The organism is Stenotrophomonas sp. YJH_SMC_37 (assembly GCF_059370035.1).
On the sequence record NZ_JCAFTG010000005.1, the window covers coordinates 75,288 to 100,148 of the forward strand.

At 67.3% G+C, this 24,861-nt stretch carries 23 protein-coding genes; 4 read left to right on the forward strand and 19 right to left on the reverse strand.

Translation table 11 applies throughout. The annotated features are described in order from the left end of the window. Positions 1-163: 163 nt before the first annotated feature. Positions 164-1,291, reverse strand: a complete 1,128-nt coding sequence (locus AC5P8J_RS09200; RefSeq protein WP_021203680.1) for a GGDEF domain-containing protein — start codon at positions 1,289-1,291, stop codon at positions 164-166. Positions 1,292-1,404: 113 nt separating this feature from the next. Here AC5P8J_RS09200 and AC5P8J_RS09205 point away from each other — a divergent pair, with 113 nt between their 5' ends. Both AC5P8J_RS09205 and AC5P8J_RS09210 read left to right on the forward strand, forming a co-directional pair. Next, positions 1,405-2,223, forward strand: coding sequence for a S1/P1 nuclease (locus AC5P8J_RS09205; protein ID WP_111103958.1), 819 nt, complete (start codon positions 1,405-1,407; stop codon positions 2,221-2,223). 11 nt (positions 2,224-2,234) lie between these two features. Beyond that, the gene (locus AC5P8J_RS09210; RefSeq protein WP_111103960.1) at positions 2,235-3,035 is read left to right on the forward strand and encodes an MBL fold metallo-hydrolase; all 801 of its coding nucleotides are present in this window, start codon (positions 2,235-2,237) and stop codon (positions 3,033-3,035) included. Positions 3,036-3,092: 57 nt separating this feature from the next. On the opposite strand, the gene AC5P8J_RS09215 is transcribed toward AC5P8J_RS09210, so the two are convergent. Genes AC5P8J_RS09215 through AC5P8J_RS09225 form a run of 3 tightly spaced genes read right to left on the reverse strand, consistent with a single transcriptional unit; the run spans position 3,093 to position 5,252 of the window. Continuing rightward, positions 3,093-3,656, reverse strand: coding sequence for a hypothetical protein (locus tag AC5P8J_RS09215; protein ID WP_111098870.1), 564 nt, complete (start codon positions 3,654-3,656; stop codon positions 3,093-3,095). Next, positions 3,653-4,894 carry a TonB family protein gene (locus AC5P8J_RS09220; RefSeq protein WP_478418896.1) on the reverse strand — a complete coding sequence of 414 codons (1,242 nt, stop codon included), beginning with the start codon at positions 4,892-4,894 and terminating at the stop codon, positions 3,653-3,655. Before AC5P8J_RS09220 ends, AC5P8J_RS09215 begins: the two co-directional genes overlap by 4 nt. Continuing rightward, positions 4,887-5,252 carry a BlaI/MecI/CopY family transcriptional regulator gene (locus AC5P8J_RS09225; protein ID WP_010484077.1) on the reverse strand — a complete coding sequence of 122 codons (366 nt, stop codon included), beginning with the start codon at positions 5,250-5,252 and terminating at the stop codon, positions 4,887-4,889. Before AC5P8J_RS09225 ends, AC5P8J_RS09220 begins: the two co-directional genes overlap by 8 nt. 118 nt (positions 5,253-5,370) lie before the next feature. Here AC5P8J_RS09225 and AC5P8J_RS09230 point away from each other — a divergent pair, with 118 nt between their 5' ends. Together AC5P8J_RS09230 and AC5P8J_RS09235 are read left to right on the forward strand one after the other, a co-directional pair. After that, complete coding sequence (locus tag AC5P8J_RS09230; RefSeq protein WP_111098868.1) at positions 5,371-5,928, forward strand: flavin reductase family protein; 558 nt, start codon at positions 5,371-5,373, stop codon at positions 5,926-5,928. A gap of 34 nt (positions 5,929-5,962) precedes the next feature. Continuing rightward, positions 5,963-7,915, forward strand: a complete 1,953-nt coding sequence (locus AC5P8J_RS09235; protein ID WP_227854436.1) for an acetyl-CoA hydrolase/transferase C-terminal domain-containing protein — start codon at positions 5,963-5,965, stop codon at positions 7,913-7,915. Positions 7,916-8,001: 86 nt separating this feature from the next. Here the strand turns inward: AC5P8J_RS09235 and AC5P8J_RS09240 are convergent, their stop codons facing one another. The 15 genes from AC5P8J_RS09240 to AC5P8J_RS09310 form a co-directional block, all read right to left on the reverse strand. Continuing rightward, complete coding sequence (locus AC5P8J_RS09240) at positions 8,002-8,307, reverse strand: HigA family addiction module antitoxin (protein WP_021203687.1); 306 nt, start codon at positions 8,305-8,307, stop codon at positions 8,002-8,004. A gap of 11 nt (positions 8,308-8,318) precedes the next feature. Continuing rightward, positions 8,319-8,597 (reverse strand): type II toxin-antitoxin system RelE/ParE family toxin, encoded by a 279-nt coding sequence (locus tag AC5P8J_RS09245; RefSeq protein ID WP_010484073.1) that lies wholly within the window; start codon positions 8,595-8,597, stop codon positions 8,319-8,321. A 271-nt stretch (positions 8,598-8,868) separates the two neighbouring features. Further along, the gene (gene tkt / locus AC5P8J_RS09250; protein ID WP_227854437.1) at positions 8,869-10,866 is read right to left on the reverse strand and encodes a transketolase; all 1,998 of its coding nucleotides are present in this window, start codon (positions 10,864-10,866) and stop codon (positions 8,869-8,871) included. A gap of 336 nt (positions 10,867-11,202) precedes the next feature. Next, complete coding sequence (locus AC5P8J_RS09255; RefSeq protein WP_021203689.1) at positions 11,203-12,522, reverse strand: dicarboxylate/amino acid:cation symporter; 1,320 nt, start codon at positions 12,520-12,522, stop codon at positions 11,203-11,205. Positions 12,523-12,579: 57 nt separating this feature from the next. Further along, positions 12,580-14,286 (reverse strand): BatD family protein, encoded by a 1,707-nt coding sequence (locus AC5P8J_RS09260; protein ID WP_227854438.1) that lies wholly within the window; start codon positions 14,284-14,286, stop codon positions 12,580-12,582. Then, positions 14,283-16,121, reverse strand: coding sequence for a vWA domain-containing protein (locus tag AC5P8J_RS09265; RefSeq protein ID WP_227854439.1), 1,839 nt, complete (start codon positions 16,119-16,121; stop codon positions 14,283-14,285). Before AC5P8J_RS09265 ends, AC5P8J_RS09260 begins: the two co-directional genes overlap by 4 nt. Then, complete coding sequence (locus AC5P8J_RS09270) at positions 16,118-17,122, reverse strand: vWA domain-containing protein (protein WP_227854440.1); 1,005 nt, start codon at positions 17,120-17,122, stop codon at positions 16,118-16,120. The genes AC5P8J_RS09265 and AC5P8J_RS09270 overlap by 4 nt, the downstream gene beginning before the upstream one ends. Then, entirely contained in the window at positions 17,119-17,568 is a 450-nt protein-coding gene (locus AC5P8J_RS09275; RefSeq protein ID WP_019659998.1) for a DUF4381 family protein, read from the reverse strand. The genes AC5P8J_RS09270 and AC5P8J_RS09275 overlap by 4 nt, the downstream gene beginning before the upstream one ends. After that, complete coding sequence (locus AC5P8J_RS09280) at positions 17,565-18,494, reverse strand: DUF58 domain-containing protein (protein ID WP_227854441.1); 930 nt, start codon at positions 18,492-18,494, stop codon at positions 17,565-17,567. Before AC5P8J_RS09280 ends, AC5P8J_RS09275 begins: the two co-directional genes overlap by 4 nt. 8 nt (positions 18,495-18,502) lie before the next feature. After that, on the reverse strand, positions 18,503-19,528 hold the full coding sequence (locus tag AC5P8J_RS09285) for an AAA family ATPase (protein WP_227854442.1): 1,026 nt from the start codon (positions 19,526-19,528) through the stop codon (positions 18,503-18,505). Positions 19,529-19,701: 173 nt separating this feature from the next. Continuing rightward, positions 19,702-21,675, reverse strand: coding sequence for a type IV pilus secretin PilQ (locus AC5P8J_RS09290; protein ID WP_111098865.1), 1,974 nt, complete (start codon positions 21,673-21,675; stop codon positions 19,702-19,704). A 21-nt stretch (positions 21,676-21,696) separates the two neighbouring features. Then, entirely contained in the window at positions 21,697-22,230 is a 534-nt protein-coding gene (locus tag AC5P8J_RS09295) for a pilus assembly protein PilP (RefSeq protein ID WP_019659994.1), read from the reverse strand. Then, on the reverse strand, positions 22,230-22,907 hold the full coding sequence (locus tag AC5P8J_RS09300) for a type IV pilus inner membrane component PilO (RefSeq protein ID WP_019659993.1): 678 nt from the start codon (positions 22,905-22,907) through the stop codon (positions 22,230-22,232). Before AC5P8J_RS09300 ends, AC5P8J_RS09295 begins: the two co-directional genes overlap by 1 nt. Beyond that, the gene (locus AC5P8J_RS09305; protein WP_021203697.1) at positions 22,904-23,794 is read right to left on the reverse strand and encodes a PilN domain-containing protein; all 891 of its coding nucleotides are present in this window, start codon (positions 23,792-23,794) and stop codon (positions 22,904-22,906) included. Before AC5P8J_RS09305 ends, AC5P8J_RS09300 begins: the two co-directional genes overlap by 4 nt. Next, positions 23,794-24,852, reverse strand: a complete 1,059-nt coding sequence (locus AC5P8J_RS09310; protein WP_005410860.1) for a pilus assembly protein PilM — start codon at positions 24,850-24,852, stop codon at positions 23,794-23,796. Before AC5P8J_RS09310 ends, AC5P8J_RS09305 begins: the two co-directional genes overlap by 1 nt. Positions 24,853-24,861: the final 9 nt, after the last annotated feature.

Consider the following 24,861-nt stretch of genomic DNA (forward strand, 5'->3'; position numbering starts at 1 on the left):
CCCGGTCTTTGCCGGGGCTTTTTTTTGGAAATCATGCAGAGGCGCGCTCTTCTGTAGAGCCGAGCCATGCTCGGCTATCGCGCGGAGCGCGCAGGTACCCGAAGAAGATCAGCCGAGCATGGCTCGGCTCTACAGAAGCATGAACGGGCCGCCTTTCAGTCGATTATTGATCCGGCGCCACTTCCACCCGGTTGCGGCCGCCTTCCTTGGCGCGGTACAGCGCTGCATCGGCCCGCGCCAATGCCTGTTCCAGCGTATCGCCACCATCGTCATGCCAGCGTGCCACACCGATGCTCACGCTCACCACCGGGGCCGCATCCGAATCGGCATGTGCGATCGCCAGCGCCTGCACCTCTTGCCGAAGCTGCTCGAACGGCGCTGATTCCGGTTGTCCCGGCGCCCAGTGCCCCAGCGCCACGAACTCTTCCCCGCCGTAGCGTGCCACCACCGAGTCGCTACCACGCAGCTGAGCAGCCAGGGTCGTCGCCACCGCATGCAGCACGGTGTCACCGGCGGGATGGCCGTGGTGGTCGTTGTAGCGCTTGAAGTAGTCGATATCGATCATGGCGATGCGCAGTGCGCCACGCGCATGCGGTGTACGCAGATAGCGCTGGAAGATCTGGTTGGCCTGGCGATCGAAGGCGCGCCGGTTCAGCAGGCCGGTCAGCCCATCGTGGTTGGCCAATGCATCCAGGCGTTGCTCGGCCCGCCACGTTGCACGCGCCTGCCGTTCGGAAATGTAGCTGCCGACAATGCCGGCCAGGTTGCTGGCCAGCACGAACATCACGCTCTGCAGCATCTGCGCCCAGTGCCGGCCCACCTGCAGCTCGGCCAGCACGAAGGCCAGCGCGATCAGGGTTCCGGTCAGCGTCGCTACCCCGAAGCGCAGCCCGCACAGAAAGTAGTTCAACAACAGGAACAGGCTGATGCCTTCGTAGGGGTAGTCCACGCCGGCACGGTGCGCGGTCCAGATCATGGTCACCAGCGCCAGCCCGCTGACCAGCACGACGCTGCCGCCCAGCCACTGCAGGTGGCGCCGCAGCACCGGCACGAAGGTCAGCGCGACGCCGAGCAGCAGTGCCGGCAGCAGAACGCCCAGCCGCCAGCGCAGCACCGGCGCGTGCACGTCCGGCGGCAACCAGTAGGTATCGAGCACGGCAAAGCCCAGCGAGAACGCCCCGGCCACGGCGCAGGCCCAGCGCATGCGCCAGACCACCTGGGCATCGAACGCGGCAGCGAACCCGTCGTCATCGGGATGCCCGGCCATGATGCGCCTGTCCGTGATCGCCATCGGCCCCTCCCCGCATGTGCACGGGCCACCCTAGCGGCCGCCGCATCAAGGCCGCGTGGCGAACACCAGGCGTGATCAAGCCCGGGCCTGCCGAGGCCCGCTAGAATGTGCGCATGAAAGCCCTGCACTCCCTGTTCCTCGCCGCCGCCCTGGCGCCGGCCCTGCTGTCCGCTTCCGCCCCGGCCCATGCCTGGGGCGCACAAGGCCACCGCCTGGTTGCCGAAGTCGCCGACGCCCGCCTCAACCCCGCCGCCCGCGCCGAAGTGGACCGTCTGCTGGCCACCGAGCCAGACGCCACCCTGGCCAGCATCGCGCCCTGGGCCGATCAGCTGCGCGCCAAGGACCCCGGCCTGGGCCGTCGCTCGGCCGGTTGGCACTACGTCAACATCGCCGAAGACAACTGCCACTACGAAGCACCGAAGCACTGCAAAAGCGGCAACTGCATTGTCGAGGCACTGAAAGCACAGAGTGCCATCCTCGGCGACCGCAGCCTGACCGACGGCGAGCGCCTGCAGGCGCTGAAGTTCGTCGTGCACCTGGTGGGTGACATCCACCAGCCGATGCACGCCGGCTACGCCCATGACAAGGGCGGCAACGATTTCCAGCTGCAGTTCGGCAACCGTGGTACCAACCTGCATTCGCTGTGGGACAGCGGCATGCTGAACGCCCGCAAGCTGGACGATGCCGGCTATCTGCCGGTACTGCAGAGCCAGCGCGCGCCGAAGCTGGCGCGCCAGTCCAACCCGCAGCGCGACCCGCAGACGTGGGCCGAGGCCAGCTGCCGCATTTCCATGCAAGCTGGCGTTTATCCGGCCACGCGTAAAATCGGTGACGAATACACCGAGCGCTATCGGCCGCTGGCCGAAGCGCAGCTGCGACTGGCCGGTGAGAACCTGGCGCAGTTGCTGAACCGCGTGCTCGGCACGCGCTGAGGAGCGTTCCAATGTCGGTCCAGGTGCAGTCGTTCTTCCACCGTGACAGCAACACCTTCAGCTATCTGGTCAGCGACCCGGCAAGTGGCGAGGCAGCGCTGATCGACCCGGTCCTGGACTACGACCCGGACACCGACGCCAGCAGCGAGTCACCGCTGCGCGACGTGCTGCAGGCCATCGAACAGCAGGGCCTGCAGCTGCGCTGGCTGCTGGAAACCCACGCCCACGCCGACCATGTGTCGGCGGGGCGTCGGCTCAAGCAGCGCTTCCCGCAGGCCACGCTGGCCATCGGTGAAGGTATCCGCGCGGTGCAGGCCACGTTCGCACCGCGCTATGGCCTGCAGCTTCCCGCGGCCGATGAGATCTTCGACCACCTGTTCAGCGATGGCGAGACGTTCGCTTTGGGTGAACTGCGCTGCCAGGTGATCGCCGTGCCCGGCCACACCAGCGACAGCATCGCCTATCTGATCGACGATGCGCTGTTCACCGGCGACTCGCTGTTCATGCCCGATGGCGGCACCGCCCGCTGCGATTTCCCGGGCGGCGATGCCGCGCAGTTGTACCGCTCGATCCAGCGTCTGCTGGCCCTGCCCGATGCGACGCGCGTATTCGTCTGCCACGACTACGGCCCGGGTGGCCGCGGGTTCGCCAACGAGACCACCATCGGCGAACAGCGCGCGCACAACATCCACGTGCACGACGGCGTAGCCGAGGCAGAGTTCGTCAGCGTGCGCCAGGCCCGCGATGCGACGCTGGAAGAACCGAAGCTGATGCAGCCCGCAGTGAAGGCCAACATCCAGGGCGGGGCCTGATCCACGCCGCTGCGCCCGCCGGGCATGGCCCGGCGCTACCCCGGTCATCGCGAGCGATCATTTTCCCTGCGTGCGCACCACGTGCTGGCCCTTCACGATCTCGAAGGTGAAGGCATATTGCAGGGTGACCGCTACCGGCTCGACGCGCTCGGCGCCGCGGCAGTCGCCGCGGTCGGCAGGCACCTTGCCGGCCGCGAAGTGGCAGACCGCTGCGGACGAGTACTTCCACATCGCCACGGCTTCCTGCGCAGCCTGCAGCAGGGGCGCGTTCTCGCGTGCAGCCCCTGCCGCGCACTCCGGACGATCGGTCAATGGCAGGCTTCGCTCCACGGCGCCATTGGCATCAACCACCACCTGCAGGCAGATGGTGGTCGGCGCCAGTTCCGCGCGCGGGTCGCTATCCCCGACCTCCGGGTCCGGTGCCGCGTACAGTTGCGGCATCCGGTAGCCCTCGGTCGCACCCAGCGAATACACCTGCAGCTGCCCACTGTCGCCGCCCGCCTGCGGCTGCAGCCGCTGGTGACCGACATTCTCGCTGCGGGTATCGACGGTGGTCAGGCGATCCTGGGTTGCACACCCCACCAGCAGCGCTGCCATCATCAACAGCGGCGCGGACTTCACTTCGCGTCCTCGGTGTCATCCATGGCGTAGGTGATCGGAATGCGTACGGCACCGGCCACCGGCTTGCCGTTCTTCACCGCGGGACGATAGGTCCAGCTGCGCGCGGCGGCGACGGAGACGGCGTCGAACACCCCCGGATTGGTCGCACTGAGTACCCGCACATCGGTCGGATGGCCCTGTGCATCCACTTCGATGCGCAGATTGACCACGCCTACCTGGCGTTGCTCGACGGCGGACTTCGGATAGGACGGCGGCGGCATCTTGTCCACCTGGATCGGCCGGTCCAACCCCACCTTGGCCGCATCGTCCTGCGCATGTTCGAACGGCTCGACACCGATCCGGGTGCCACCGGCCGCACCGCCCTGGCTGGCCCATGCCACCGCCCCCATGCCCACACACAACCCGACCACCAGCACCTGCCCGGACACCCACGGCAATGCCTTCCGCTTGGACTGCTTCAACATGGCGATACGCTCCTTCAACACGGGTTGGCTGCGCCAATGGCAAACCGCGGGCGCAACCGGGTGGACCAGCTGCGCCTTCAGCAGCGTGCTGGCATACAGGCCGCGCAGCGCAGGCTGCGGACCGATGGTGCGGGCATCGCAGGCCAGTTCCTGATCGCGCAGGAAGCGGCGTGCGGCCCATGGCAGCAGCGGGTGGAACCAGAACACCACGCGCGCCAGCAGCAGAGCGCCGTTGGCCCAGTGATCGCCGTTGCGACGGTGGTTGCGCTCGTGCTGCAGGATCAGGCCCTGCTCCTGTGCACTGAACTGCTGGTCGAATGCCGGGCCGACCACGATGCGCGGCCGCCACAGGCCCACCAGCGCGGGCAGGCCGGGATCGCCGCTGGCCTGCCAGCTGCCATCGGTGCGCGGCGTCAGGGGACCCATCCGCCGTTCGAAACGACGTTGTGCGTGCAGGTCGCGCAGCAGGCAGATACCCGCGCCAAGTGCCCACAGCGTGAACAACAGCCCGGCCCATGAAAGCGAATGCCCGGCCACGCTATCAAGCGCACCGGGCATCACTTTCAGTGGCAGCGTGGGCACCTGCTGCAACAGCGCAACCTGCGGCAACGGCAGCATCAGTGCCACCAGCAGCATCGGCAGCAGCCACCAGCTGCGGTAGGCCAGCCCCGCACCGCCCATCCGCACCAGCAGCGGTCGCATTACTGCCAGCAGGATCACGCCCACCGCCAGCCACAGGCTGGCCTGCCACAGTCCGTCGAGCAGCTCAGTCATGGTCCAGCTCCTGGATCAGCTTCTTCAGTTCGGCAATGTCCTGCGCGCTCAGCTGCCCACGTTCGCTGAAGTGCGCCACCAGTGGCGCCACGCGGCCCTCGAAGACGCGCCCGATGAAGTCCTGGCTCTGCGCCTCCACCCAGGCCTGGCGCTGCAGCAGAGGCCGGTACAGATAGCGTCGTCCATCGCGCTCGGCGGCAATCGCGCCCTTGGTCAGCAGGCGGTTGAGCAGGGTCTTGATGGTCGGCTCGGCCCAGTCGCGATGGGCCAGCGCGGCCACCACGTCATCGGCACTCCGTGGTGCCTGCTGCCACAGCACCTCCATCACAACGGCTTCGGCTTCGCTGATCGGGGTCATGGTTTACATCCGTAATCGACATCTCGATTACGCGCGTAATCGAATCATCTGTCAAGCCCCTCGACTCCGGGTTCATCCCGGCTGCGCCAGCATCGATTCCTCCCGCCCCAGGCCCCGGATGAAAGCGCTGCCCAAGAAGGATTTCCCGGTCGAGCAGGCGCGCCGCTTCCTCGAACCCGGCCCGATCGTGCTGGTCAGTACCGCGTGGCAGGGCCAGCGCAACCTGATGACGATGGGCTGGCACATGGTGATGGGCTTTTCGCCGTCGTTGGTCGCCACCTACCTGTGGAATGAAAACCACAGCCATGCACTGGCCGTCAGTAGTGGCGAGTGCGTGATCAACGTACCCGGCGTGGAGCTGCTCGATACCGTGGTCGACATCGGCAACTGCAGCGGCCGCGAGGTCGACAAGTTCGCCCGGTTCGGGCTCGACGCGTTGCCCGCACGCGAGGTCGGCGCGCCACTGGTCGGGCAATGCCACTCGAACTTCGAATGCCGCTTGTACGACGACAGCCAGGTGGCATCGAGCAACCTGTTCATCTGGGAAATCGTGCGCGCCCACGTCGCGCCCCGGCCGAAGCTGCCGCGCACGGTGCATTACCGCGGCGATGGGCAGTTCATGGTGTCCGGCGCGGAAGTCTCGCGTCGACGGCGGTTCAAGCCCGACATGCTGTAATGCCCGCACTCCCCCACACGCAGGACCGCCCCGCATGACCGAACACCTCACCGACCTGGACGCCGCCGTCGACTGGTTGTTTGCGCGCGTGGACGGGCCGCTGCGGATCGGGGCACCGCTGGCACTGGGCAAGCCGCACCGGCTGCTCAATGCCCTCTACGCACGCGTCGAGCACGACCCTTCGCGGCCGCTGCAGCTGTATACCGCACTGTCGCTGAACCCGCCGAAGGCGCGCGGCAACGGTCTGGAAGCGCGCTTCCTGGCGCCGTTCGCGCAGCGCCATTTCGGCGACGATTTCCCGCGCCTGGCCTATGCCGATGCGATCGCGCGCGACGCGTTGCCGGCACATGTGCAGGTGGAAGAGTTCTACATGCAGTCCGGCGCCCTGCTCGGGTCGCGGCAGGCACAATCCAGCTATACCAGCCTGAACTACACCCATGCCGCCGACGCGGTGGCGCAGCGCGCACCGCAGGTGATCGTGCAGAAGGTGGCGATGCGCCCGAACGACCGCCGGCTTTCCCTGTCGTGCAACAACGACATTACCCAGGACACGCTGGATGCGATGACCGCGCGCGGCCTGCCGCGCCCATTGATGATCGCCGAGATCGATCCGCAGCTGCCCTATCTGGGCGGCTCGGCAACGGTCGATGTGTCGTTCTTCGATCTGGTGATCACTCCGCCACCACCGTACCCGGCGCTGTTCGGGCTGCCGCGGCAGCCGGTCGGCGATGCCGACTACGCCATCGGCCTGTACGCCAGCACGCTGGTGCGCGACGGCGGCACCCTGCAGATCGGTATCGGCACGCTGGCCGATGCACTCAGCCATGCGCTTGTGCTGCGCCACACCGACAACGCGCGCTACCGCCGCGTGCTGCACGCGCTGGATCCGCAGCTGGCCAGCCACCCGCTGGTGCAGGAGATCGGCGGGCTGGATCCGTTCGAGGTCGGCCTGTACGGCTGCAGCGAGATGCTCAACGAGGGCTTCCGCCGGCTGGTGCAGACCGGGGTGATCAAGCGCAAGGTGCACGACGACCTGGCGCTGATGCAGCGCATCGAGAACGGCAGCACGTTGTCGATCGACCACGCCACCCTGGCCGCCGAGGGTGAGTACCTGCACGGCGCGTTCTACCTGGGCTCGCCGGAATTCTACGAATGGCTGCGCACGTTGCCGGAAGACGAATGCCGCGCGATCGGCATGCGCCGCATCAGCGAGATCAACCAGCTGTACGGCGGCAACGAAACGCTGGAACGCCTGCAGCGCCGCCATGCGCGCTTCTTCAACTCCTGCATGATGGCCACCGCGCTGGGCGCGGCGGTGTCGGACGCGCTGGACGATGGCCGCGTGGTATCCGGCGTGGGCGGCCAGTACAACTTCGTGGCGATGGCACATGCCCTGCCGGAAGCGCGCAGCGTGCTGATGTTCCGCGCCGCGCGCGATGACAAGGGCCGCCGCGAATCCAACGTGCGCTGGAACTACGGGCACACCACCATCCCGCGCCACCTGCGCGATATCTACCTGAACGAGTACGGCATCGCCGACCTGCGAGGTCTGACCGACGAGGACTGCGTGCATGCGATGACCGCGATCACCGAAGCCCCGTTCCAGGGCGATCTGCTGCAGCAGGCACATGCCGCGCGCAAGCTGCTGGCGACCGCGCAACCGCACCCGGTGCGCCTGCAGCGCAATACGCCGCAGGCATTGGCGGCAGCGCTGGCACCGTTCCGCGCCGATGGCAGCCTGCCGGACTATCCGTTGGGCAGCGACTTCAACGAGATCGAGCAGGTGCTGGTGAAAGCGCTGGGTTGGCTGAAGGCCAACACGCAGACCCGCGGCGACAAGCTGCGTACCGTCTGGGCAGCGTTGCGGCAACCGGCCGGCGACGGCGATGCGGTGTACCTGCAGCGCATGGGTCTACAGGCCCCGACGGATTTCGCAGAGCGCCTGGACGCGCGACTGCTGCGCCTGGCGCTGGCACGCACTGCCTGAGAAAGGGGGACGGAGGGGATCAAGTCGTTCATGCACAGACGACTTGATCCCCTCCGTCCCCTTTTTCATCCATGCATGGCGTGGATCTACCGCTCTATCCTCACTGCATCCTCAAGATACAGGCGGGCAATGGGCGGATGCTCTCGATGCTCGACCTGCCACAGGTCATAGGCCGCCTGCATCGCCAGCCACATACGAGCACTGCCGAGGCCCGCAAGTTCAAGACGGTACGCGAGTTCAGCAGAGATGCCGGCGTGCCCGTTGATGATGGTCGACAGCTGTCCACGGGAATAACCAAGGTGCTGCGCCAGCGCACTGATGGACATGCTGATCGCCGGCAGGATGTCTTCGCGCAGCGATTCTCCTGGATGCGGCGGATCATGCAACGGCATCGAGCAGACTCCTAGTGGTAATCAAGGTAATCGACCAGTTCGACGTCGAGCCCACGAAAGCGGAACACCAATCGCCAACTCGCCGAGACATTCACAGCCCAGTAGCCGCTATAGCTTCCGTGCAGGGGATGCAGGCGATTTCCGGGCAGCCCCATGTCTCCAGGCAGCCGGGCTTGATCCAACTGCAGAAGCAAACGCCGCAACCGAGCCACATGATCGGCACGGACTCCGGAAATGTCGCCCCGCTCATAGAGCGCCTTCAGGCCCTTATGCCTGAAGCTGACGATCATGCAGCACCAGTGTAAGGCCACACCTTACACTCCGCAAATCCAGTATAGGTTTCTGCGCCGCGCTTGTTGACCATTTTTACTATTGAGGTTGTCTCGGCAGACTCTCCTTTTCGCAAGGAACGCAGGCCAGATGAAGAGGCCAACGCGACAGCGGCGCCGTCGGGCGGAACACGCCGTCCCCTTTTCTCGTCCACGCATGGCGTGGATCTACCCAGGAAAACGAGAAAGGCCGGCTTGCGCCGGCCTTTCCTGCATCACGCTGCGATGCTGCTTACAGCGACTTGGCCGCTTCCACCACGTGGGCGGTGGTGATGCCGAAGTGCTTGTACAGCTGGTCGGCCGGCGCCGAGGCACCGAAGGTGTCGATACCGACCACCGCGCCGTCCAGGCCGACGAACTGGCGCCAGAAACCGGTCACGCCGGCTTCCACGGCCACGCGCTTGCGCACGGCATTTGGCAGCACCGATTCACGGTAGGCCGCATCCTGGCGCAGGAACACGTCGGTGGACGGCATCGAGACCACGCGGGTCTTGAGGCCGGCCGCGTCCAGCTGGGCCTTGGCTTCGGTTGCCAGCGACACTTCCGAACCAGTGGCGATCAGGATCACGTCCGGGGTACCGGCGGCATCGGCCAGCACGTAGCCACCGCGCTCGATCTGGGCGATCTGCTCGGCGTTGCGCGGCTGGTGCGGCAGGTTCTGGCGGCTGAACACCAGGCAGCTCGGACCGTCCTGGCGGGTGATCGCGGCCTTCCAGCTCACTGCCGACTCGACCGCATCGCACGGACGCCACACGTCGTTGTTCGGGATGTAGCGCAGCGAAGCCAGGTGCTCCACCGGCTGGTGGGTCGGGCCGTCTTCGCCCAGGCCGATCGAGTCGTGGGTATAGACGTGGATGGCGTGGGCCGGGATCAGCGCGCTCATGCGCACGCCGTTGCGAGCGTAGTCGCTGAACACCAGGAAGGTGGCGTCGAACGGAATGAAGCCACCGTGCAGGGCCAGGCCATTGGCAATGGCGGTCATGCCGAACTCGCGCACGCCGTAGTACACGTAGTTGGCGTTGGCGTCGTCGCTGGCAACGGACTTGCTGCCCTTCCACAGGGTCAGGTTGGAGTGCGCCAGGTCGGCCGAGCCGCCGACGATTTCCGGCAGCAGCGGAGCATAGGCTTCAATGGCCAGCTGCGAGGCCTTGCGCGAGGCGATCGTCGGGCCTTCAGCCGCCACCTGGGCGATGTAGGCATCGGCCTTGGCAACGAAGTCGGCCGGCAGTTCGCCGTGCGAACGACGGGTCAGTTCGGCGGCCTCGCCCGGGTACTGGCTGGCGTACTTGTCGAACAGCTGTTCCCACTCGGCCTGGCGCAGGGTGCCGGCGCCATTGGCGCGCCAGCCGTCGTAGATCGCCTGCGGGATCTCGAACGGACCGTATTCCCAGCCCAGCTGCTTGCGGGTGGCTTCCAGTTCGTCCTTGCCCAGCGGTGCGCCGTGGCTGGATTCCTTGCCCGCCTTGTTCGGCGAACCAAAACCAATGGTGGTGCGGCAGCAGATCAGGGTCGGCTTGTCGCTCTGCGACAGCGCGGCCTCGATGCCGGCCTTGATGCTTTCCGGGTCGTGGCCATCGACGTCACGGACCACGTTCCAGCCATAGGCTTCGAAACGCTCCGGGGTGTTGTCGGTGAACCAGCCCTCGACGTTGCCGTCGATGGAGATGTGGTTGTTGTCCCAGAAGCAGACCAGCTTGTGCAGGCCCCAGGTACCGGCCAGCGACGCCGCTTCATGCGACACGCCTTCCATCAGGCAGCCATCGCCCATGAACACCCAGGTGCGGTGGTCGACCACTTCCAGCTCCGGGCGGTTGAAGCGCTGTGCCAGCAGCTTCTCGGCCAGGGCGAAGCCCACGGCGTTGGCGAAACCCTGGCCCAGCGGGCCGGTGGTGGTTTCCACGCCCGGGGTCTCATGGCGCTCCGGGTGGCCGGCGGTGTGGCTGCCCAGCTGGCGGAACAACTTGAGCTGCTCGATCGGCAGGTCGTAACCGCTCAGGTGCAGCAGCGCGTACTGCAGCATCGAACCATGGCCGTTGGACAGCACGAAACGGTCGCGGTTGAACCAGTGCGGGTTGCTCGGGTTATGGCGGAGGTAGTCGTTCCAGAGGACTTCGGCGATGTCGGCCATGCCCATGGGCATGCCGGGGTGGCCGGACTTTGCGGTTTCAACCGCATCGGCGGCAAGGAAGCGGATGGCGTTGGCCAACTGGCGACGGGTAGGCTGCGTCATGGTTCTGTCGGAATCGGGAGGCGGCCGCGGACGTGCGGGCGGCCTATTGTCCCATAGTCGCCGGGCGGGGGGTCGGTTCACCTTGTCCGGTCGTGCCGGCCGCTGGCCGCCAAGTGCGCAGAATTCAATGAAGATCATGAAGTTGCCGGCCAGCGGCCGGCACTACAGCCCCCGGAGTCCGGGGGCTGCGCCCTAGGCGCGGGGGTGTGGAGGCCGGTAAGGGGGGCCTACGATTCGCATCGCGGAACGTGGGAGCGGCAGCGCGCATGCGATGACGCGTACCCGGCCAGCGGCCGGCACTACCCGCCCCCGGAGTCCGGGGGCGGGAATCCGGACTCAGTCCTGCTGCGGGCCCAGCGCCGGGCCATCGTGGCCTTCGCCCTTGGCCACCAGGGTGGTCAGGGCCAGGTCGCCGGTCACGTTCAGTGCGGTACGGCACATGTCCAGGAAGTGGTTCACGCCCAGGATCAGGCCGATGCCCAGCGGGTTCACGCCCACCATGGCGCAGATCATCGCCACCACCGGCAGCGAGCCGGATGGCACGCCAGCGGTACCGATGCCACCGAGGATGCAGACCGCCATCACCATGATCTGCTGGCCGATGCTCAGGTCCACGCCGAAGAACTGGGCCAGGAAGATCACCGTCACGCCCTCGAACAGCGCAGTGCCGTTCTGGTTGGCGGTGGCGCCCACGGTCAGCACGAAGCGCGACACGCGCTGCGGCAGGCCCATCTGGTCGGCCACGCGCAGCGCGGTCGGCAGGGTGGCGTTGCTGGAGGCGGTGGAGAACGCCATCACCGTCGCTTCCTGGGTATCGCGGAAGAACGACAGCGGCGAACGGCCGGACAGCCACACGGCGGTGCCGTAGGTCACGATCATGTGCAGGCCCAGCGCCAGCACCACCACGCCCACGTAGGCACCGAGGCGGATGATCAGCTCGAAGCCGAACAGTGCGGCCAGGTTGAACATGAAGCAGGCCACCGCGTACGGGGCCAGGCGGATGACCAGGTTGATCAGGGTCATCGAGATTTCAAACACGCCTTCGATGGCGCGGCGCAGCGGGGCGACCTTCTCGTCGTCGGTCAACACCATGCCGATGCCGAACATCAGCGCGAAGAACATCAGCGACAGGATCGCGCCGTTGTCGGACGCGGCCTGCAGCACGTTGCTCGGCACGATCGACAACAGCATGTCCATGCCCTTCGGCGTGCCATGGATGCCGGCAACGATTTCCTTGCTGCGCTCGGCGTTCTCCGAAAGCATCATGGCGGCGACCTGCGGATCGACGCCGGCGCCCGGCTTGAGCAGGTTGACCAGCACCAGGCCGATGCCCACGGCAATGCCGGACAACAGCACGGTATAGGCCAGGGTCTTCCAGCCGATGCGGCCAAGGGCGCGGATGTCGCCCATCTCCGACACGCCCATGATCAGCGCCGAGAAGATCAGCGGCACGATCAGCATGAAGATCAGGTTGAGGAACAGGCCCGAAGCCGGGGTGGTGACGTAGTCCATTACCCACTTGGCACCGGCCTGCAGACCTTCGACGCTGCCGCCCAGGGCGTGCACGATCAATCCCAGGATCAGGCCGATCGCAAAGCCGATGCCCATCTTCCAATGCAGGGGCAACTTCTTCTTGTCGGCAGCAGCTGCTGTCATGCGCGGGTTTCCTCGAAAAATGAATGCACTCTAACAAAGCGCGCAAGCGGCGCCGGTTCAGGTTCGCCGCGGCGGATACAGCGGCGCCAGGCCAGTGTCAGCGGTGATCGCCGCCGCCGACCAGTGCGGTCCGTCACGGAAGACCCCGCGCAGGCGCGTGCGCAGCGGCGCCAGATCACCCTGCCCGCCCCAGCGGGCCTGTTGCAGGTCCTGCAGCACCTGGCGCTGGGCCGGGTCATCCAACCGGGCGATGACCTGCTCGATGCGTTCAACGCCGGCCATCGCGCATAGCTGAGCTTCTACCTGATCGAAGCCTTCGCCATCCAGCGCGCGGCGCAGTTCGGCCAGGCCGGCACGTCCAGTCGCCACAGCCCCCCTGCCCGCCTCAGGCGGCGCCACGCGCGGGCGACGGCCACGCTGCCAGCCCCACAGCAGGGTCAGCAGCCACAGCAGCGCCAGGCCGATAGCGGCGCCCATCCATGGCCACGGACGCTCGGCCAGGCCGCTGGCGCGCGGATCGGTGGCCGCGATACGGCTGTCCTGGCCATCGCCCCCCGGCAGCGCAGCATCTGTGTCGATCGGCGGCAGCGGCGCAGGTGAAGCACTGCCACCGCCATTACCGGCTGCGACGGCGAGTGTCAGGTCCGGCAGCTTCGCTTCCTGTGGCTTGCCCGCACGAACATCCCACCACGGCAGGCGCGGCCCCGGCACCACCAGCGAACCCGGCTGGCGCGGCACGATCGAATAACGGCGGGTGATCTTCAGGCGCGGCGTGCTGCCGTTGAAGCTCTCTTCGTACTGCGCCGGTTCGGCGAACACCTGTGCGGCGCTGCCGACGTCGGGCACCGGCAGGTCGGTGAACTGCGCGCGGGTGGCACCGTCGGCAATCGCCTCGACCACCACGTTGGCCGCCTCACCGGTACGTGCGCTGGTCGGTGCACTGGTGTAGCGCAGCTGCAGGCCCTGCAGCGGCAGCCACGGCTGCGGCGCCTGTGCCGGCTGTGCCTGAACCTGCAACGTGCGGTCGGCGCCGGTGGCATTCATCCGCCCGTCGCCGCCGCCAAAGAAGTCGTCGAAGAAGCCACCGGCACTGCGCCCACTGAAACGCGCACCGGCCAGCCGAAGTGCACCGCTGCGCTCAGGAATCAGCAGGAAGCGCCGCTCGACCACGTTGTAGCGGCGGCCATTGACCTGCCGCACATCGGTGCGGTCATCGCCCACCCGCTGCAACGACGCACCGGCCGGGGTATCCAGCACCAGTTCGCCGGAGGCCAGCTGCGAAGCGAAATACAACCGCACCACCACGCCTACGCTCTGCTGCACATACGGCGTCTCGTCATCGACGACGGTTTCGATGAAGGCCACTGCGTTGCTGTCGGGGCCGGCCACGGCAGCGGCATCCACCTGCAGGGTCAACGGCGCAGTACGTACGCTGCCCACCTGCAGGCCCGGCACCACCAGCGCACCGCTACGCCGCGGCGTGAGTGCCACGCCATACAGAGTGCGCTGCTGCATGCTGCCATTGCTCCACTCCACCTGACGGCTGCTGGTCTGGCCGCTGAGATTGAAGTCGGTACGCAACGACGTGAAGTCCGGCGCGCCCTGGTCGCTCTCGACATTGAGCATGACCGTGTCACCCAACGCGATGCGGTCGCGGTCCAGCCACGCGCGCGGCTGCGCCCAGGCCAGCAGCGGCAGCCACAGCAGCAACGCCGCCAGTACCTGTCGGGGCCAGTGCCTGTGCATGTTGATCGCCCGCGTCATCGCCCTTCCCTCTTCCTGCGTTGGTTTTCCAGCTGGAACTTGGCCCGCAGCAATGCACCCGGATCATCCGGCACGCGTCGCATCCACGCCTCCACCGCCTGTTGCTCCTCGCGCTGGCGCGCAGTGCTGCCGTCGCTGCCGGGCACGGGCTTGCCGTCCTGTTCGCCCTTGCCCTCACGTGCCTGCTGCATTGCCCGCTGCATGCGCTGGCGCTGCTGCTCATCGGCCCGGGCCTGTGCCTTGGCATCCTCCACCTGTGGTGGCGCCGGCTGTCCATCGCGGCCGCGCTCGCCGGGCTGCGGGCTCGACGGGTTCTTGTCGTCACCGGGCTTGGGCTGCCCCTGCTGGCCCGGTTGCGGCTGGCCCTGGCCAGGATCCTGCTGGCCCTGCTGCGGCTTCTGGCCCTGCGGATTCTGCTGCCCCTGGCCGTTCTGCGGTGGCTTCTGCTGCCCGTTCTGCGGTGGTTTCTGCTGATCCTGGCCTTTGCCACCGGACTGCTTGCGCTTGCGCGCGGCATCGACCACGGCACGGTTGGCGACCGCATCGGCCATGCCGGGATGCAGCGCCAGCGCGCGGTCGTAGGCGGCAATGGCTTCGTCGTAGTGGCCTTGGCGGGCCAGTGCATTGGCCAGGTTGTACCAGCCCGCATCGCTGTCGATGCCCTCGAACTGCTTGCGGGCACTGGCGAAATCGCCATTGCGGTACGCCTGCGCACCTTCGGCCAAGCGCTGGTGCTGCACCTGGTCGGCGCGTTTCCACAGCGTGCCCTGCGCTGGCGGTGCGGCGGGCGCGGCAGGCGCCTGCGCCTGCACGTCGCTCATCCATGGCAGCAGACCCACCGCCAGCACTGCCACCAGCAGCGCGCGGCGGCGGAAGGCCAGCAGCGCCAGCAGCATCACCGGTGGCAGCAGCCAGAACCCTTCATCACGCCATTGCTTGCCCTCCCCGGGCCGCTGCGCCGCAGTACCTTCGCGTGCATCCAGTACACCCAGTGCGCGCAGATCACTGGCATCGGCGGCGATGCGGACATAGCGGCCACCACCGGCCGTAGCCACCGCACGCAGGCTGCCTTCATCCAGCGTCGCCTGGCGGATCTGCCCACTGCCATCCCGGTACGCCGCACCGGCAGATGTGCCCAGGCCCAGTACCGACACCTGCAGGCCGAGGCTGCGCGCCTGCGCGGCGGCCAGTGCCGCTTCATCATCCGCCTGATCGCTGACCAGCAGGATCTGCCCCCGCAATGCCCCGATCTGGCGCATCAACCGCGTCGCCCAGTCGATACCGCGGTCGGCACGCTGGCCGTCGCGTGGCATCACATCCGGCGACAACGCGTCCAGATACAGCGCAACGTTGCTGCCGTCGTCGGTCAGTGGCGCCACGGTGTAGGCATCCTCGGCGTAGACCACCAGGCCCACCTGTCCGCCCTGGCGGGCACGCAGCAGATCACCCACTTTCGCCCGGGCCTGCAGCAGGCGCGACGGCGGCAGGTCGGTGGCATTGATCCGGCTGGACAGATCCAGCACGACCAGCAGCGGTGCGCTGGCCTGGAACATCGGCTGTGCCTGCTGGCGCCAGCTCGGCCCGGCCATGGCCAGCGAGGCCAGCGTCCAGCCCAGCAGCACGGCCCAGGGCAGGCGTACGCGGCGGCGCGTGCCCGCGGCCAGCAGATGCGGCAACAGGTGGGCATCCACCGCTGTTCGCCACACATCGCTGCGCCGCTGCCGGTACAGCGCCAGTGCAAGAATGACCGGCAAAGCCAGCAAGGCCCACAGCCATTCCGGGCGCAGGAAGTGCAGCGCATTCCAATCGGGAAGATTCGAAGCAAGCGCGATCATCGGCGACGCTCCGGCCACAGCCACGCCAGCACGCCCAGCAGCAACGCCACCCCCAATGGCCAGGCATAACGTTCTTCGCGCGGGCGCAGGCTCGGCCCCTTCGCGGCGATCGGCTCCAGCCGGTCCAGTTCAGCGTAGATCCCGGCCAGCTGCGCGGTGTCACGCGCGCGGAAGAACTGGCCACCGGTCATGCTGGCAATCTTCTTCAACGTGGTCTCGTCGACCGGGTCCTGGTCGGCGGAAATGGGAATACCGAACAGGCGCATGCTGCCATCGCCACCAAACGCGACGGTGTGGATGCGCACGCCCTCGGCGCGGGCCACCTCCGCCGCGCGTAGCGGTTCCAGCACGCCGGCGTTGCTGACGCCGTCGGTCAGCAGGATCAATACGCGCTGGCCTTCGGGTTGGCTGCGCAGGCGCTTCACCGCCAGGCCGATGGCATCACCGATGGCCGTCTCGCGACCCGCCAGGCCAACCACGCTGTCGCGCAGCTGGTCGCGCACGCTGGCCAGATCGGCCGTCAGCGGCGTAAGCGTGTAAGCGCGGTCGCCGAAGATCAGCAGGCCGATGCGGTCGCCGGCACGACGATCCAGGAAATCGGCCAACACGGCCTTGGCTGCGGTCAGGCGATCCACCGCCTGTCCACCCAGCACCATGTCGCCCTCGCCCATGCTGCCGGACACGTCCATCGCCAGCATCATCTGCCGGCCCTGCTGCGGCGGGGTGATTGCTTCGCCCAGCTGTTGCGGGCGTGCCAGTGCGACGCACAGCGCGCACCAGCCCAGCCACAACAGCAGCGTGCGCAGCCACGACACATCAACGCGGCCGCCACCGGCCAGCGCTTCCAGTTCCGTCGCCGCATAGGGCACGCGCAGTGCTGCGCCGGGATCGGCACGACGCTTCCACCAGTGCACCAGCAACGGCAACGGCAGCGCCAGCAGGGCCAGCGGCCATGCCAGCTGCAGGTCCGGCCATGGCCAGTAACTTGCCAGCAGGTTCATCGGCGCCGCTCCAGCAGCATGGCCAGGTAGCGCTCGCGCGCCCAGCTGCGCAGCGCCGCCACATCGTTGGCGTCCACGCGTGGGCGATAGGCACCTTCGGCCAGCAGGCTGCGACGCGCCGCGGGCAGCGTGCCTTCCGGATCCACGCGCTGCCACCAGGCATCATCGCGCAGGGATTCACTGCCGGGCTGTGCCTGGCGCGCGGCGCGACGCAGCAGTCCTGCAATCGCCGCCAGTTCTGCAGCCGCATCGGCGGTGGTTGCCAGCTCCTGATCGAACAGCTGCAACCAGCGTTGGCAGCGTCGGCGGCGCTGCCACCACACGAAGGCCATCGCCGCCAGCAACAGCAGCACCCCACCGCCGATCATCAGATAGCCCGGCGCCGGTGGCCACCACGACGGAGGCGGTGGCACTTGGACGTCGCGCAGCGGCAGGTTGGCACTCATGCCGGCACCTCGGTGGGCGATGGTGCCAGCCAGGCATCGCTGGGCGCATCGGTGGACAGCACCTGCACATCGACACGGCGCGCCCCCAGCTGGCGCCGCAGTTCCTGCAATGGTTCGACGAAGTGGGCCTGCCAATGGGCCTGCACCTCGCTGCGCCGCAGGTCCAGGCCGATGCGCTGCTGCAGGGTCTGGAACTGCAGCGCAGCCGATGGAGGCTGCAGTTCCAATGGATCGACCAGCAGCACCAGGCTGAGGTCATGGTGCTGGGCCAGCGCACTCCAGCGCGCAGGCGGAATACGGATGGCCTGCTGCGGGTCGGCCAGCACCAGCACGCGTGCACCCGGGCGCAGGACGCGACCGGCATGGTCCAGCGCGCGCTCCAGGCCAAGGTCATCGGCCGGTGGCTGCGCATACCACCGGGTGAGCGCATCCAGCACGCGCAGCACGCCGCGCGGGCCACCTGCCGGTGCGATCGGTGGTTCACGGTCGCTGCCACGCAGGGCGCCGATGCGATCACCACGACGCTGTGCCGACCACGCGGCGACAGCACCGGCACGTGCGGCCTGCACCGATTTGAAGCGCACGCGGGTGCCGAAGTACAGCGCCGGCGAGGTATCGGCCACGATCAGGCTGACCCGCTCGCGTTCGGCCTGGAACAGTTTGGTGTGGGCACGACCGGTGCGTGCGGTCACCCGCCAGTCGATATGGCGCGCATCATCACCGGCCACGTACTCGCGTGACTCGGCATACTCCATGCCACGCCCACGCAGCGGCGACGGCGCCTGCCCCGCGTTGCCGGCGCGGCCACGGCGTGGCGGCGGCGGTCGCTGTGCAAGGCGGCGCAGCGCTACCAGTTCGGCCAGCTGCGGGCGCAGCCCGTCACCGTCGCTGACGGAAGAGGCGTGGTGCAGGGATGGATCGGCCATGCGCAGGCTCAGGGTGCCGGCACCCGGGCCAACAGTTCCTGCACCAGGCGTTCGCCGTCCCAGCCTTCGGCGGTGGCTTCGTAGCTGGGCAGCACGCGATGGCGCAACACGTCAGCAGCGACCGCACGCACATCATCAGGGGTGACGAAATCGCGGCCGGCCAGCCAGGCGCGCGCACGCGCGCAGCGTTCCAGTGCGATGGAACCGCGCGGGCTGGCGCCCCAGGCAATGCGGCGGCCCAGGCCAGCGTCATAGCGCGGCGGATCACGCGAGGCCAGCACCAGCTCGATCAGGTAGCGTTCCAGCGCCGGCGCCATGTGCAGGTCCAGCACTTCGCGGCGGGCATCGAACACATCCTGCATCGGCAGCTTTTCCGCCGCCGGTGCGGCTTCGCCCAGCGCGCCACGGGCGCGGTCGCGGGCCAGCCGAAGGATCTCCGATTCGGCGGCCTGGTCCGGGTAGCCGATGCGTACATGCATCAGGAACCGGTCCAGCTGTGCTTCGGGCAGCGGGAAGGTGCCTTCCTGCTCGATCGGGTTCTGCGTGGCCATCACCAGGAACAGCGGCGGCAGCGCGTAGGTGTGGCGGCCAACGGTGACCTGGCGCTCGCCCATCGCTTCCAGCAGCGCCGACTGCACCTTGGCCGGCGCGCGGTTGATTTCATCGGCCAGCAGGATCGGGTGGAAGATCGGGCCGGGTACGAATTCGAAGCGGCCCTCCTGCGGGCGCCAGATCTCGGTGCCGGTCAGGTCGGCCGGCAACAGGTCCGGGGTGAACTGCACGCGGGCGAAATCCGCCTCCAGGCGCGAGGCCAGCGCACGGATCGCCGTGGTCTTGGCCAGGCCCGGAGCGCCTTCCACCAACAGGTGGCCATCGGCCAGCAGCGCGATCAGCAGGCGTTCGACCAGTGCCGCCTGGCCGACGATCTCGGCCGACAGGGCATCGCCCAGCTGGGTGAAGGCGCCATGCAGGCGGGAGGCGGCCGGCGCGGGCGGCGGCGAGACGGTTTCGGGCATCGGCGGTGGCAGGTTCATGGGGGCCTTTGACCGGCGCGGGACGGCACGGGTTCCCGACATCATCGCAGGGTGCCCTGCGATTGGCATCAAGAACGGCTGAACGGCCCATCCACGCATGGCGTGGATCTACGGGTGGAAACGCAGAAGGGCCGCGCATGGCGGCCCTTCTGCGTTGCGCGGGTGGCGCGGGCTCAGTTCTGCTTGGCCACGCGCAGCACCTTCGGCGTGACGAACACCAGCAGCTCGGCCTTGTCCTTGTTGCGGCCGCGCTTCTTGAACAGGTTGCCCAGGAACGGCACGTCGCCCAGGAACGGCACTTTGCTGATGCTGCTGCGGTCGGTGAACTCGTACACGCCACCGATGACCACGGTCTGCCCATCCTCGACCAGTACCGCGGTGTTGACCTCGCGGCGGTTGATCGACGGCACCGTGCCGTAGCCCTGCAGTTCGATCAGGCGGTCGACCTCATCCTTCTTCACCTGCATGTTGAGGAACACGCGGTTGTCGTTGGTGATGGTCGGGGTCACCCGCAGTTCCAGCACCACTTCCTTGAACTGCACATTCGGGGTGGAGCCGGCGCCACCGGCAGCACCGGTGCCGCTGATGGTGACGTAGCCGATTTCCTTGCCTTGCTTGATCATCGCCTCGCGCTGGTTGGTGGTAACCACGCGCGGGTTGGAGATCACCTCGCCTCGCGACTCTTCCTGCATGGCCGACAGCTCCACGTCCAGCAGGTAGCCTGCGTTGAGGATCGACAGCGCCAGCGAGCCAGGGTTGTTGGCTGCGGCCACCGGCAGGTTCCAGTTCAGGCCGCGCTTGATGGTCGGGCCGCTGGGAATCGGCGCCGGGCCGACGCTGCCGCCGGCCTGCCACTCGCGAATCGCCTTGGCGTTGGCCTGCGCCGTATCGACCTGCGACTTGCGGGTTTCGGCATTGGCATCCAGGCTGCCGCTGAAGTACACGTTGTCGCGGCTGCCGCTGATGCCGAACTTCGCACCCAGCTCGCGGGCGAAGGTATCGGTAGCGATGACGATACGGCTTTCGATCAGCACCTGGTCAACCGGACGGTCGATCACGCCGATCAGCTCACGCATGCGCGCGATCTTCTTCGGGATGTCGCTGATCATCAGCGTGTTGGTGCGCTCGTCGGCCACGATACGGCCGCGCGAGGACAGGAAACCACTGTCTTCCTGCGACGAACCGCCGCCACCGCCATTGCCGCCACCACCACCGCCGCCGATGCCCTTGGCCTCGGTCAGCGCTTTGAAGATCTGCGTGGCGCTGTGGTAGTTGATCTGGACGTAATCGGTGACCAGGTCTTCGCGGTTCTCGATGGCGATGCGCGCGTCTTCCTTCTCCTGCTCGAACTTGGCCAGCTCAGCCTGCGGAGCGACCCAGATCACGCTGCCATCGCGACGCTTGTCCAGGCCCTTGGCGCGCAGCACGATGTCCAGCGCCTGGTCCCACGGCACGTTGACCAGGCGCAGGGTCACATTGCCCTGTACCGAATCGGACGCCACCACGTTGAGATTGGATTCCTCGGCGATCAACTGCAGCACGGTGCGCACCGGCACGTCCTGGAAGTTGAAGGTCACCGGCTTGCCGGTGAAGCCACGCTGCCCCACCGCCTTGGCGGCCTGGGTGACGCTGCCGGCGGTAACCGCGCCCACCGCGGCGGGCGCCTGCCGCGGGCTGATCTCCACCACGTACTCGTTGCCGCTCTGGTAGGCCAGCGACTCCACCGCGCCACCGGTACTGAGCACCAGCTGCGTACCGGCACCGGACGGCTTGGCGTCGATGCGCTGCACCGGCGTGGCGAAGTCGGTAACGTTCATCGGCTTCTGCAGGTTGGCCGGCAGCCGGGCGTTACCGACATCGACCACCACGCTGTTGCCCTGCGTACGCAGATCCGGCACCGCGCCCTGGCCGTCGAACTGGACGATCAGGCGCCCGGCGCCATCATCGCCGCGCTTGAAATCGATCTTGGCCACCGACAGGCCGGCCGGCGCTGCCGCCGGAGCCACGGTGGCGCCCACCGGCTTCTCGGCCGGTGCGGCGGCCAGCGCCGGAGCGCAGGCCAGCATCAGCGCGACTCCCAACGCGCTGACACGGTTCAAGGTAGAGCGCCGGATGGGACGCAGCCCCTTGGCTTGGTGAAAGGTCATCGTGCTATCCCCAGTAAACGATCATTGATCTTCAAGCGAGAGCGTTGCCGGCCGTTCCAGCCAGCCGCCCGCGCCATCCGGCACCAGTTCGATCAGCTCCACGTGGTCTTCGAAGACCGCCGTGACCCGCCCGTCGCTCTGCCCCAGGTACCCACCCGGGCGTACCCGGTAGGTCACCTTGTCCGGCCCCATCACCAGCGCCACGGTAGCGGCGCCGGTGCCGATGGTACCGACCATGTCCAGTGCATCCAGCGGGAAGCCTTCCAACGGCTCCTTGCGCCGGTTCGGATCCGGACGCAATCCGCCATTCCCCTGCTGCGGATTGGTCCAGGCATCGGTGAACGGGTCGCGCAGGCCCTGTGCGGAGTATTCGAAGGTTTCGAACTGCTGCATCACCGGCAGCGGCTCCAGCGGCTGCGCCGGTCGGGCACGCTCGCCTTCCACCCACTTTTCAAGGTTGGGCGCATCACCCGGCGTGCTGGTCACGCCGCGGCCACAGGCGGCCAGCAACAGGACCGCCAACGCCACTGCACTGCGTGCGATGTACGTGCGCATCACTTCTTGCCCCCCTTGCCGTTCTTCTTTTTCGCTTCGGCATCGGCGACAGCCTGCTGCGCCTGCACTTCCGTCTCATCCAGATAGCGATAGGTCTTGACCGTGCCGGACAGCTCCAGCGCACCGCTGCGGGCATTGCCGCTGGTCTTGTCCTTGGGCTTGAGGTTGATGTCGTGCATGGTCAGGATGACCACGCGCGGCAGCGACGCCACGCCACTGACGAAGGCACCGAACTGGTGGTAACTGCCCACCATGCGCAGCTTGATCGGCTTTTCGGCGTAGAACTCCTTGACCTGCTCCTGCTCCGGCTCGAACAGCTCGTTGGTCAGGCCGCTGGACAACGCGGTCTGCGAAATGTCGATGATCAGGTCCGGCATTTCGGTCTTGCTGGGCAGCTGCCGCAGCATCTGCTGCAGCACCTGTTCCATCTGTGCCAGCTGCTGCTTCAGCGGCGCCAGGTTCACCGCGCGTTCCTGCTGCTTGGTGAACTCGGCACGCAGGTCGACTTCCTTTGATTCCAGGCCGGCCAGTTCCTCGCGCTTGCCACTGATCAGCAGCATCCACGCAACGAACATGATCACCAGCGCCAACAGCGAGCAGAAGACGATCTTGGCCTTCTGCGGCCAGTTGCCGATGTCGTTGAAATCCAGGTTCTTCAGATCGATTTTCTGGCTCATGCGCGATCCCCCTGCAGCGGGGCGTTGAAGGCCTGCGGCGGCTGTGCAAGGCGGCTGCCCTCGGGCTTCGGCGCAGGCTTGGCAGCCGGGGCTGCCGGCGGGTTCGGCGCGGCCGGGGTGGCAGCAGGTGCGTTGGCCGGAGCGGCGGCGGGGGCGGGTGCAGCCGGAGCAGCAGCGGGCTGGCCTGCGGCCGGCGCGGCGGGCGCCGCTGCATCCGGGCCGGCGGCAAGCGGGGCCACTGCGGGCGGCGCCGGCGTTGCCACCGAACCATCGGCGTTGAGGCCTGGCGTAGCGGCCACTTCCTCACTCTGCGCCGGCAGCTTCACCTTGACCACGAACACGTAGGGCAGCGCCTTGATGTCCGCAACCGGGCCGGTCTTGCCGTCCTTGTCCTTCTCGGGGTCACGCGCTTCGATGATCGACAGTTCCGGGTTGGTCATCCAGCCGGACGTTTCCAGGTTGCGCATGTACGCCGAAACACGGGCGTTGGACTGGGTGCGCCCTTCCAGGGTCAGCACGTCGCCTTCCTGCTTCAGCGCGGTCAGCACCAGGCCATCGGGAATCGTGCGCACCAGCGCATCGAACAGGTGCACCATCTGCGAGCGCTTGGCCTGCAGTTCCTCAATGACCTTCTTGCGGGCCAGCAGGCGTTCCTTCTGCGCGTCAAGGCGGTCGATCTCCTTGTTCTGTTCCTTGACCTTCTCGATCTCGGCTTCCAGATAGGCGTTGCGGTCCATCTGGCCGCTCACCTGGCGGTCGTAATAGAACCAGATCACCAGCGACAGCAGCAGGCCACCGATCGCGGCCATGCCCAGCATTGCGTAGAACTCGCGCTGGCGTTGCTTGCGCCGCTCGGCGCGCCAGGGCAATAGATTGATGCGTGCCATCAGTCGAAGCTCCTCAGCGCCAGACCGGTGGCGATCATCAGCGCGGGGGCATCCTGGGCCAGCGCATGTGCGTTCACCTTCGGCCCCAGGGTCATCTGCGCCAGCGGGTTGGCGACCACGGTCGGCACGCCCAGCTGTTCCTCGACCATTTCCGGCAGGCCACCGAGCACGGCGCAGCCGCCGGCCAGCACGATGTGATCGACGCGGTTGAACTCGCTGCCTGCGTAGAAGAACTGCAGCAGGCGGCTGATCTGCTGGACCGTGGCTTCCTTGAACGGCTCCAGCACTTCCATCTCGTAGCTTTCCGGCAGCCCACCCTGGCGCTTGGCCAGGCCGGCCTCCTCGTAGCTCAGGCCGTAACGGCGCATGATCTCGTCGGTCAGCTGCTTGCCACCGAACACCTGTTCGCGGCTGTACAGGCTGCGGCCGCCGCGCAGGACATTGAGCGTGGTCATGGTGGCGCCGATGTCCACCAGCGCGACCACGCCGTCGATGGACACCGGCAGCTCGCTGGCGACCAGGGCGTAGGCGTTCTCGACCGCGAAGGCCTCCACGTCCATCACCTTGGCCTGCAGGCCACCCAGTTCCAGGGCCGACTGGCGCAGTTCCACGTTCTCCGAACGCGACGCGGCCAGCAGCACCTGGACCATCTCCGGGTTGTTCGGGATCGCCCCGATCACCTCGAAGTCCAGGTTCACTTCCTCGATCGGGTACGGAATGTAGTTGACCGCTTCCAGCTCGATCTGGGCTTCCATGTCGTTCTCGTCGAGCTCGGCCGGCATCGGGATCACCTTGGTGATCACCGCCGAACCGGCAACGGCGGCAGCGGCCAGCTTGGCCTTGCTCCCCGAGCGGTTCATCGCACGGCGGATGGCCTCACCTACGGCCTCCACTTCGACGATGTTCTTTTCCACCACCGCATTCGGCGGAAGAGGTTCCACAGCGTAATGTTCCACGCGAAAACGATTGCCACTGCGGGACAGCTGCAAAAGCTTTACCGCAGTCGAACTGATGTCGACGCCTACAAGCGGCGACTGACTTTTTGGGATGAGCCCCACGGTTTCTCC

Excerpts from the sequence above, each read along its gene's own strand:
- AC5P8J_RS09200 (WP_021203680.1), bottom strand. The coding sequence starts at position 1,291 with ATGGCGATCACGGACAGGCGCATCATGGCCGGGCATCCCGATGACGAC.
- AC5P8J_RS09205 (WP_111103958.1), top strand. The coding sequence starts at position 1,405 with ATGAAAGCCCTGCACTCCCTGTTCCTCGCCGCCGCCCTGGCGCCGGCC.
- AC5P8J_RS09210 (WP_111103960.1), top strand. The coding sequence starts at position 2,235 with ATGTCGGTCCAGGTGCAGTCGTTCTTCCACCGTGACAGCAACACCTTC.
- AC5P8J_RS09220 (WP_478418896.1), bottom strand. The coding sequence starts at position 4,894 with ATGACTGAGCTGCTCGACGGACTGTGGCAGGCCAGCCTGTGGCTGGCG.
- AC5P8J_RS09225 (WP_010484077.1), bottom strand. The coding sequence starts at position 5,252 with ATGACCCCGATCAGCGAAGCCGAAGCCGTTGTGATGGAGGTGCTGTGG.
- AC5P8J_RS09230 (WP_111098868.1), top strand. The coding sequence starts at position 5,371 with ATGAAAGCGCTGCCCAAGAAGGATTTCCCGGTCGAGCAGGCGCGCCGC.
- AC5P8J_RS09235 (WP_227854436.1), top strand. The coding sequence starts at position 5,963 with ATGACCGAACACCTCACCGACCTGGACGCCGCCGTCGACTGGTTGTTT.
- AC5P8J_RS09240 (WP_021203687.1), bottom strand. The coding sequence starts at position 8,307 with ATGCCGTTGCATGATCCGCCGCATCCAGGAGAATCGCTGCGCGAAGAC.
- AC5P8J_RS09245 (WP_010484073.1), bottom strand. The coding sequence starts at position 8,597 with ATGATCGTCAGCTTCAGGCATAAGGGCCTGAAGGCGCTCTATGAGCGG.
- tkt (WP_227854437.1), bottom strand. The coding sequence starts at position 10,866 with ATGACGCAGCCTACCCGTCGCCAGTTGGCCAACGCCATCCGCTTCCTT.
- AC5P8J_RS09255 (WP_021203689.1), bottom strand. The coding sequence starts at position 12,522 with ATGACAGCAGCTGCTGCCGACAAGAAGAAGTTGCCCCTGCATTGGAAG.
- AC5P8J_RS09260 (WP_227854438.1), bottom strand. The coding sequence starts at position 14,286 with ATGACGCGGGCGATCAACATGCACAGGCACTGGCCCCGACAGGTACTG.
- AC5P8J_RS09265 (WP_227854439.1), bottom strand. The coding sequence starts at position 16,121 with ATGATCGCGCTTGCTTCGAATCTTCCCGATTGGAATGCGCTGCACTTC.
- AC5P8J_RS09270 (WP_227854440.1), bottom strand. The coding sequence starts at position 17,122 with ATGAACCTGCTGGCAAGTTACTGGCCATGGCCGGACCTGCAGCTGGCA.
- AC5P8J_RS09275 (WP_019659998.1), bottom strand. The coding sequence starts at position 17,568 with ATGAGTGCCAACCTGCCGCTGCGCGACGTCCAAGTGCCACCGCCTCCG.
- AC5P8J_RS09280 (WP_227854441.1), bottom strand. The coding sequence starts at position 18,494 with ATGGCCGATCCATCCCTGCACCACGCCTCTTCCGTCAGCGACGGTGAC.
- AC5P8J_RS09285 (WP_227854442.1), bottom strand. The coding sequence starts at position 19,528 with ATGAACCTGCCACCGCCGATGCCCGAAACCGTCTCGCCGCCGCCCGCG.
- AC5P8J_RS09290 (WP_111098865.1), bottom strand. The coding sequence starts at position 21,675 with ATGACCTTTCACCAAGCCAAGGGGCTGCGTCCCATCCGGCGCTCTACC.
- AC5P8J_RS09295 (WP_019659994.1), bottom strand. The coding sequence starts at position 22,230 with ATGCGCACGTACATCGCACGCAGTGCAGTGGCGTTGGCGGTCCTGTTG.
- AC5P8J_RS09300 (WP_019659993.1), bottom strand. The coding sequence starts at position 22,907 with ATGAGCCAGAAAATCGATCTGAAGAACCTGGATTTCAACGACATCGGC.
- AC5P8J_RS09305 (WP_021203697.1), bottom strand. The coding sequence starts at position 23,794 with ATGGCACGCATCAATCTATTGCCCTGGCGCGCCGAGCGGCGCAAGCAA.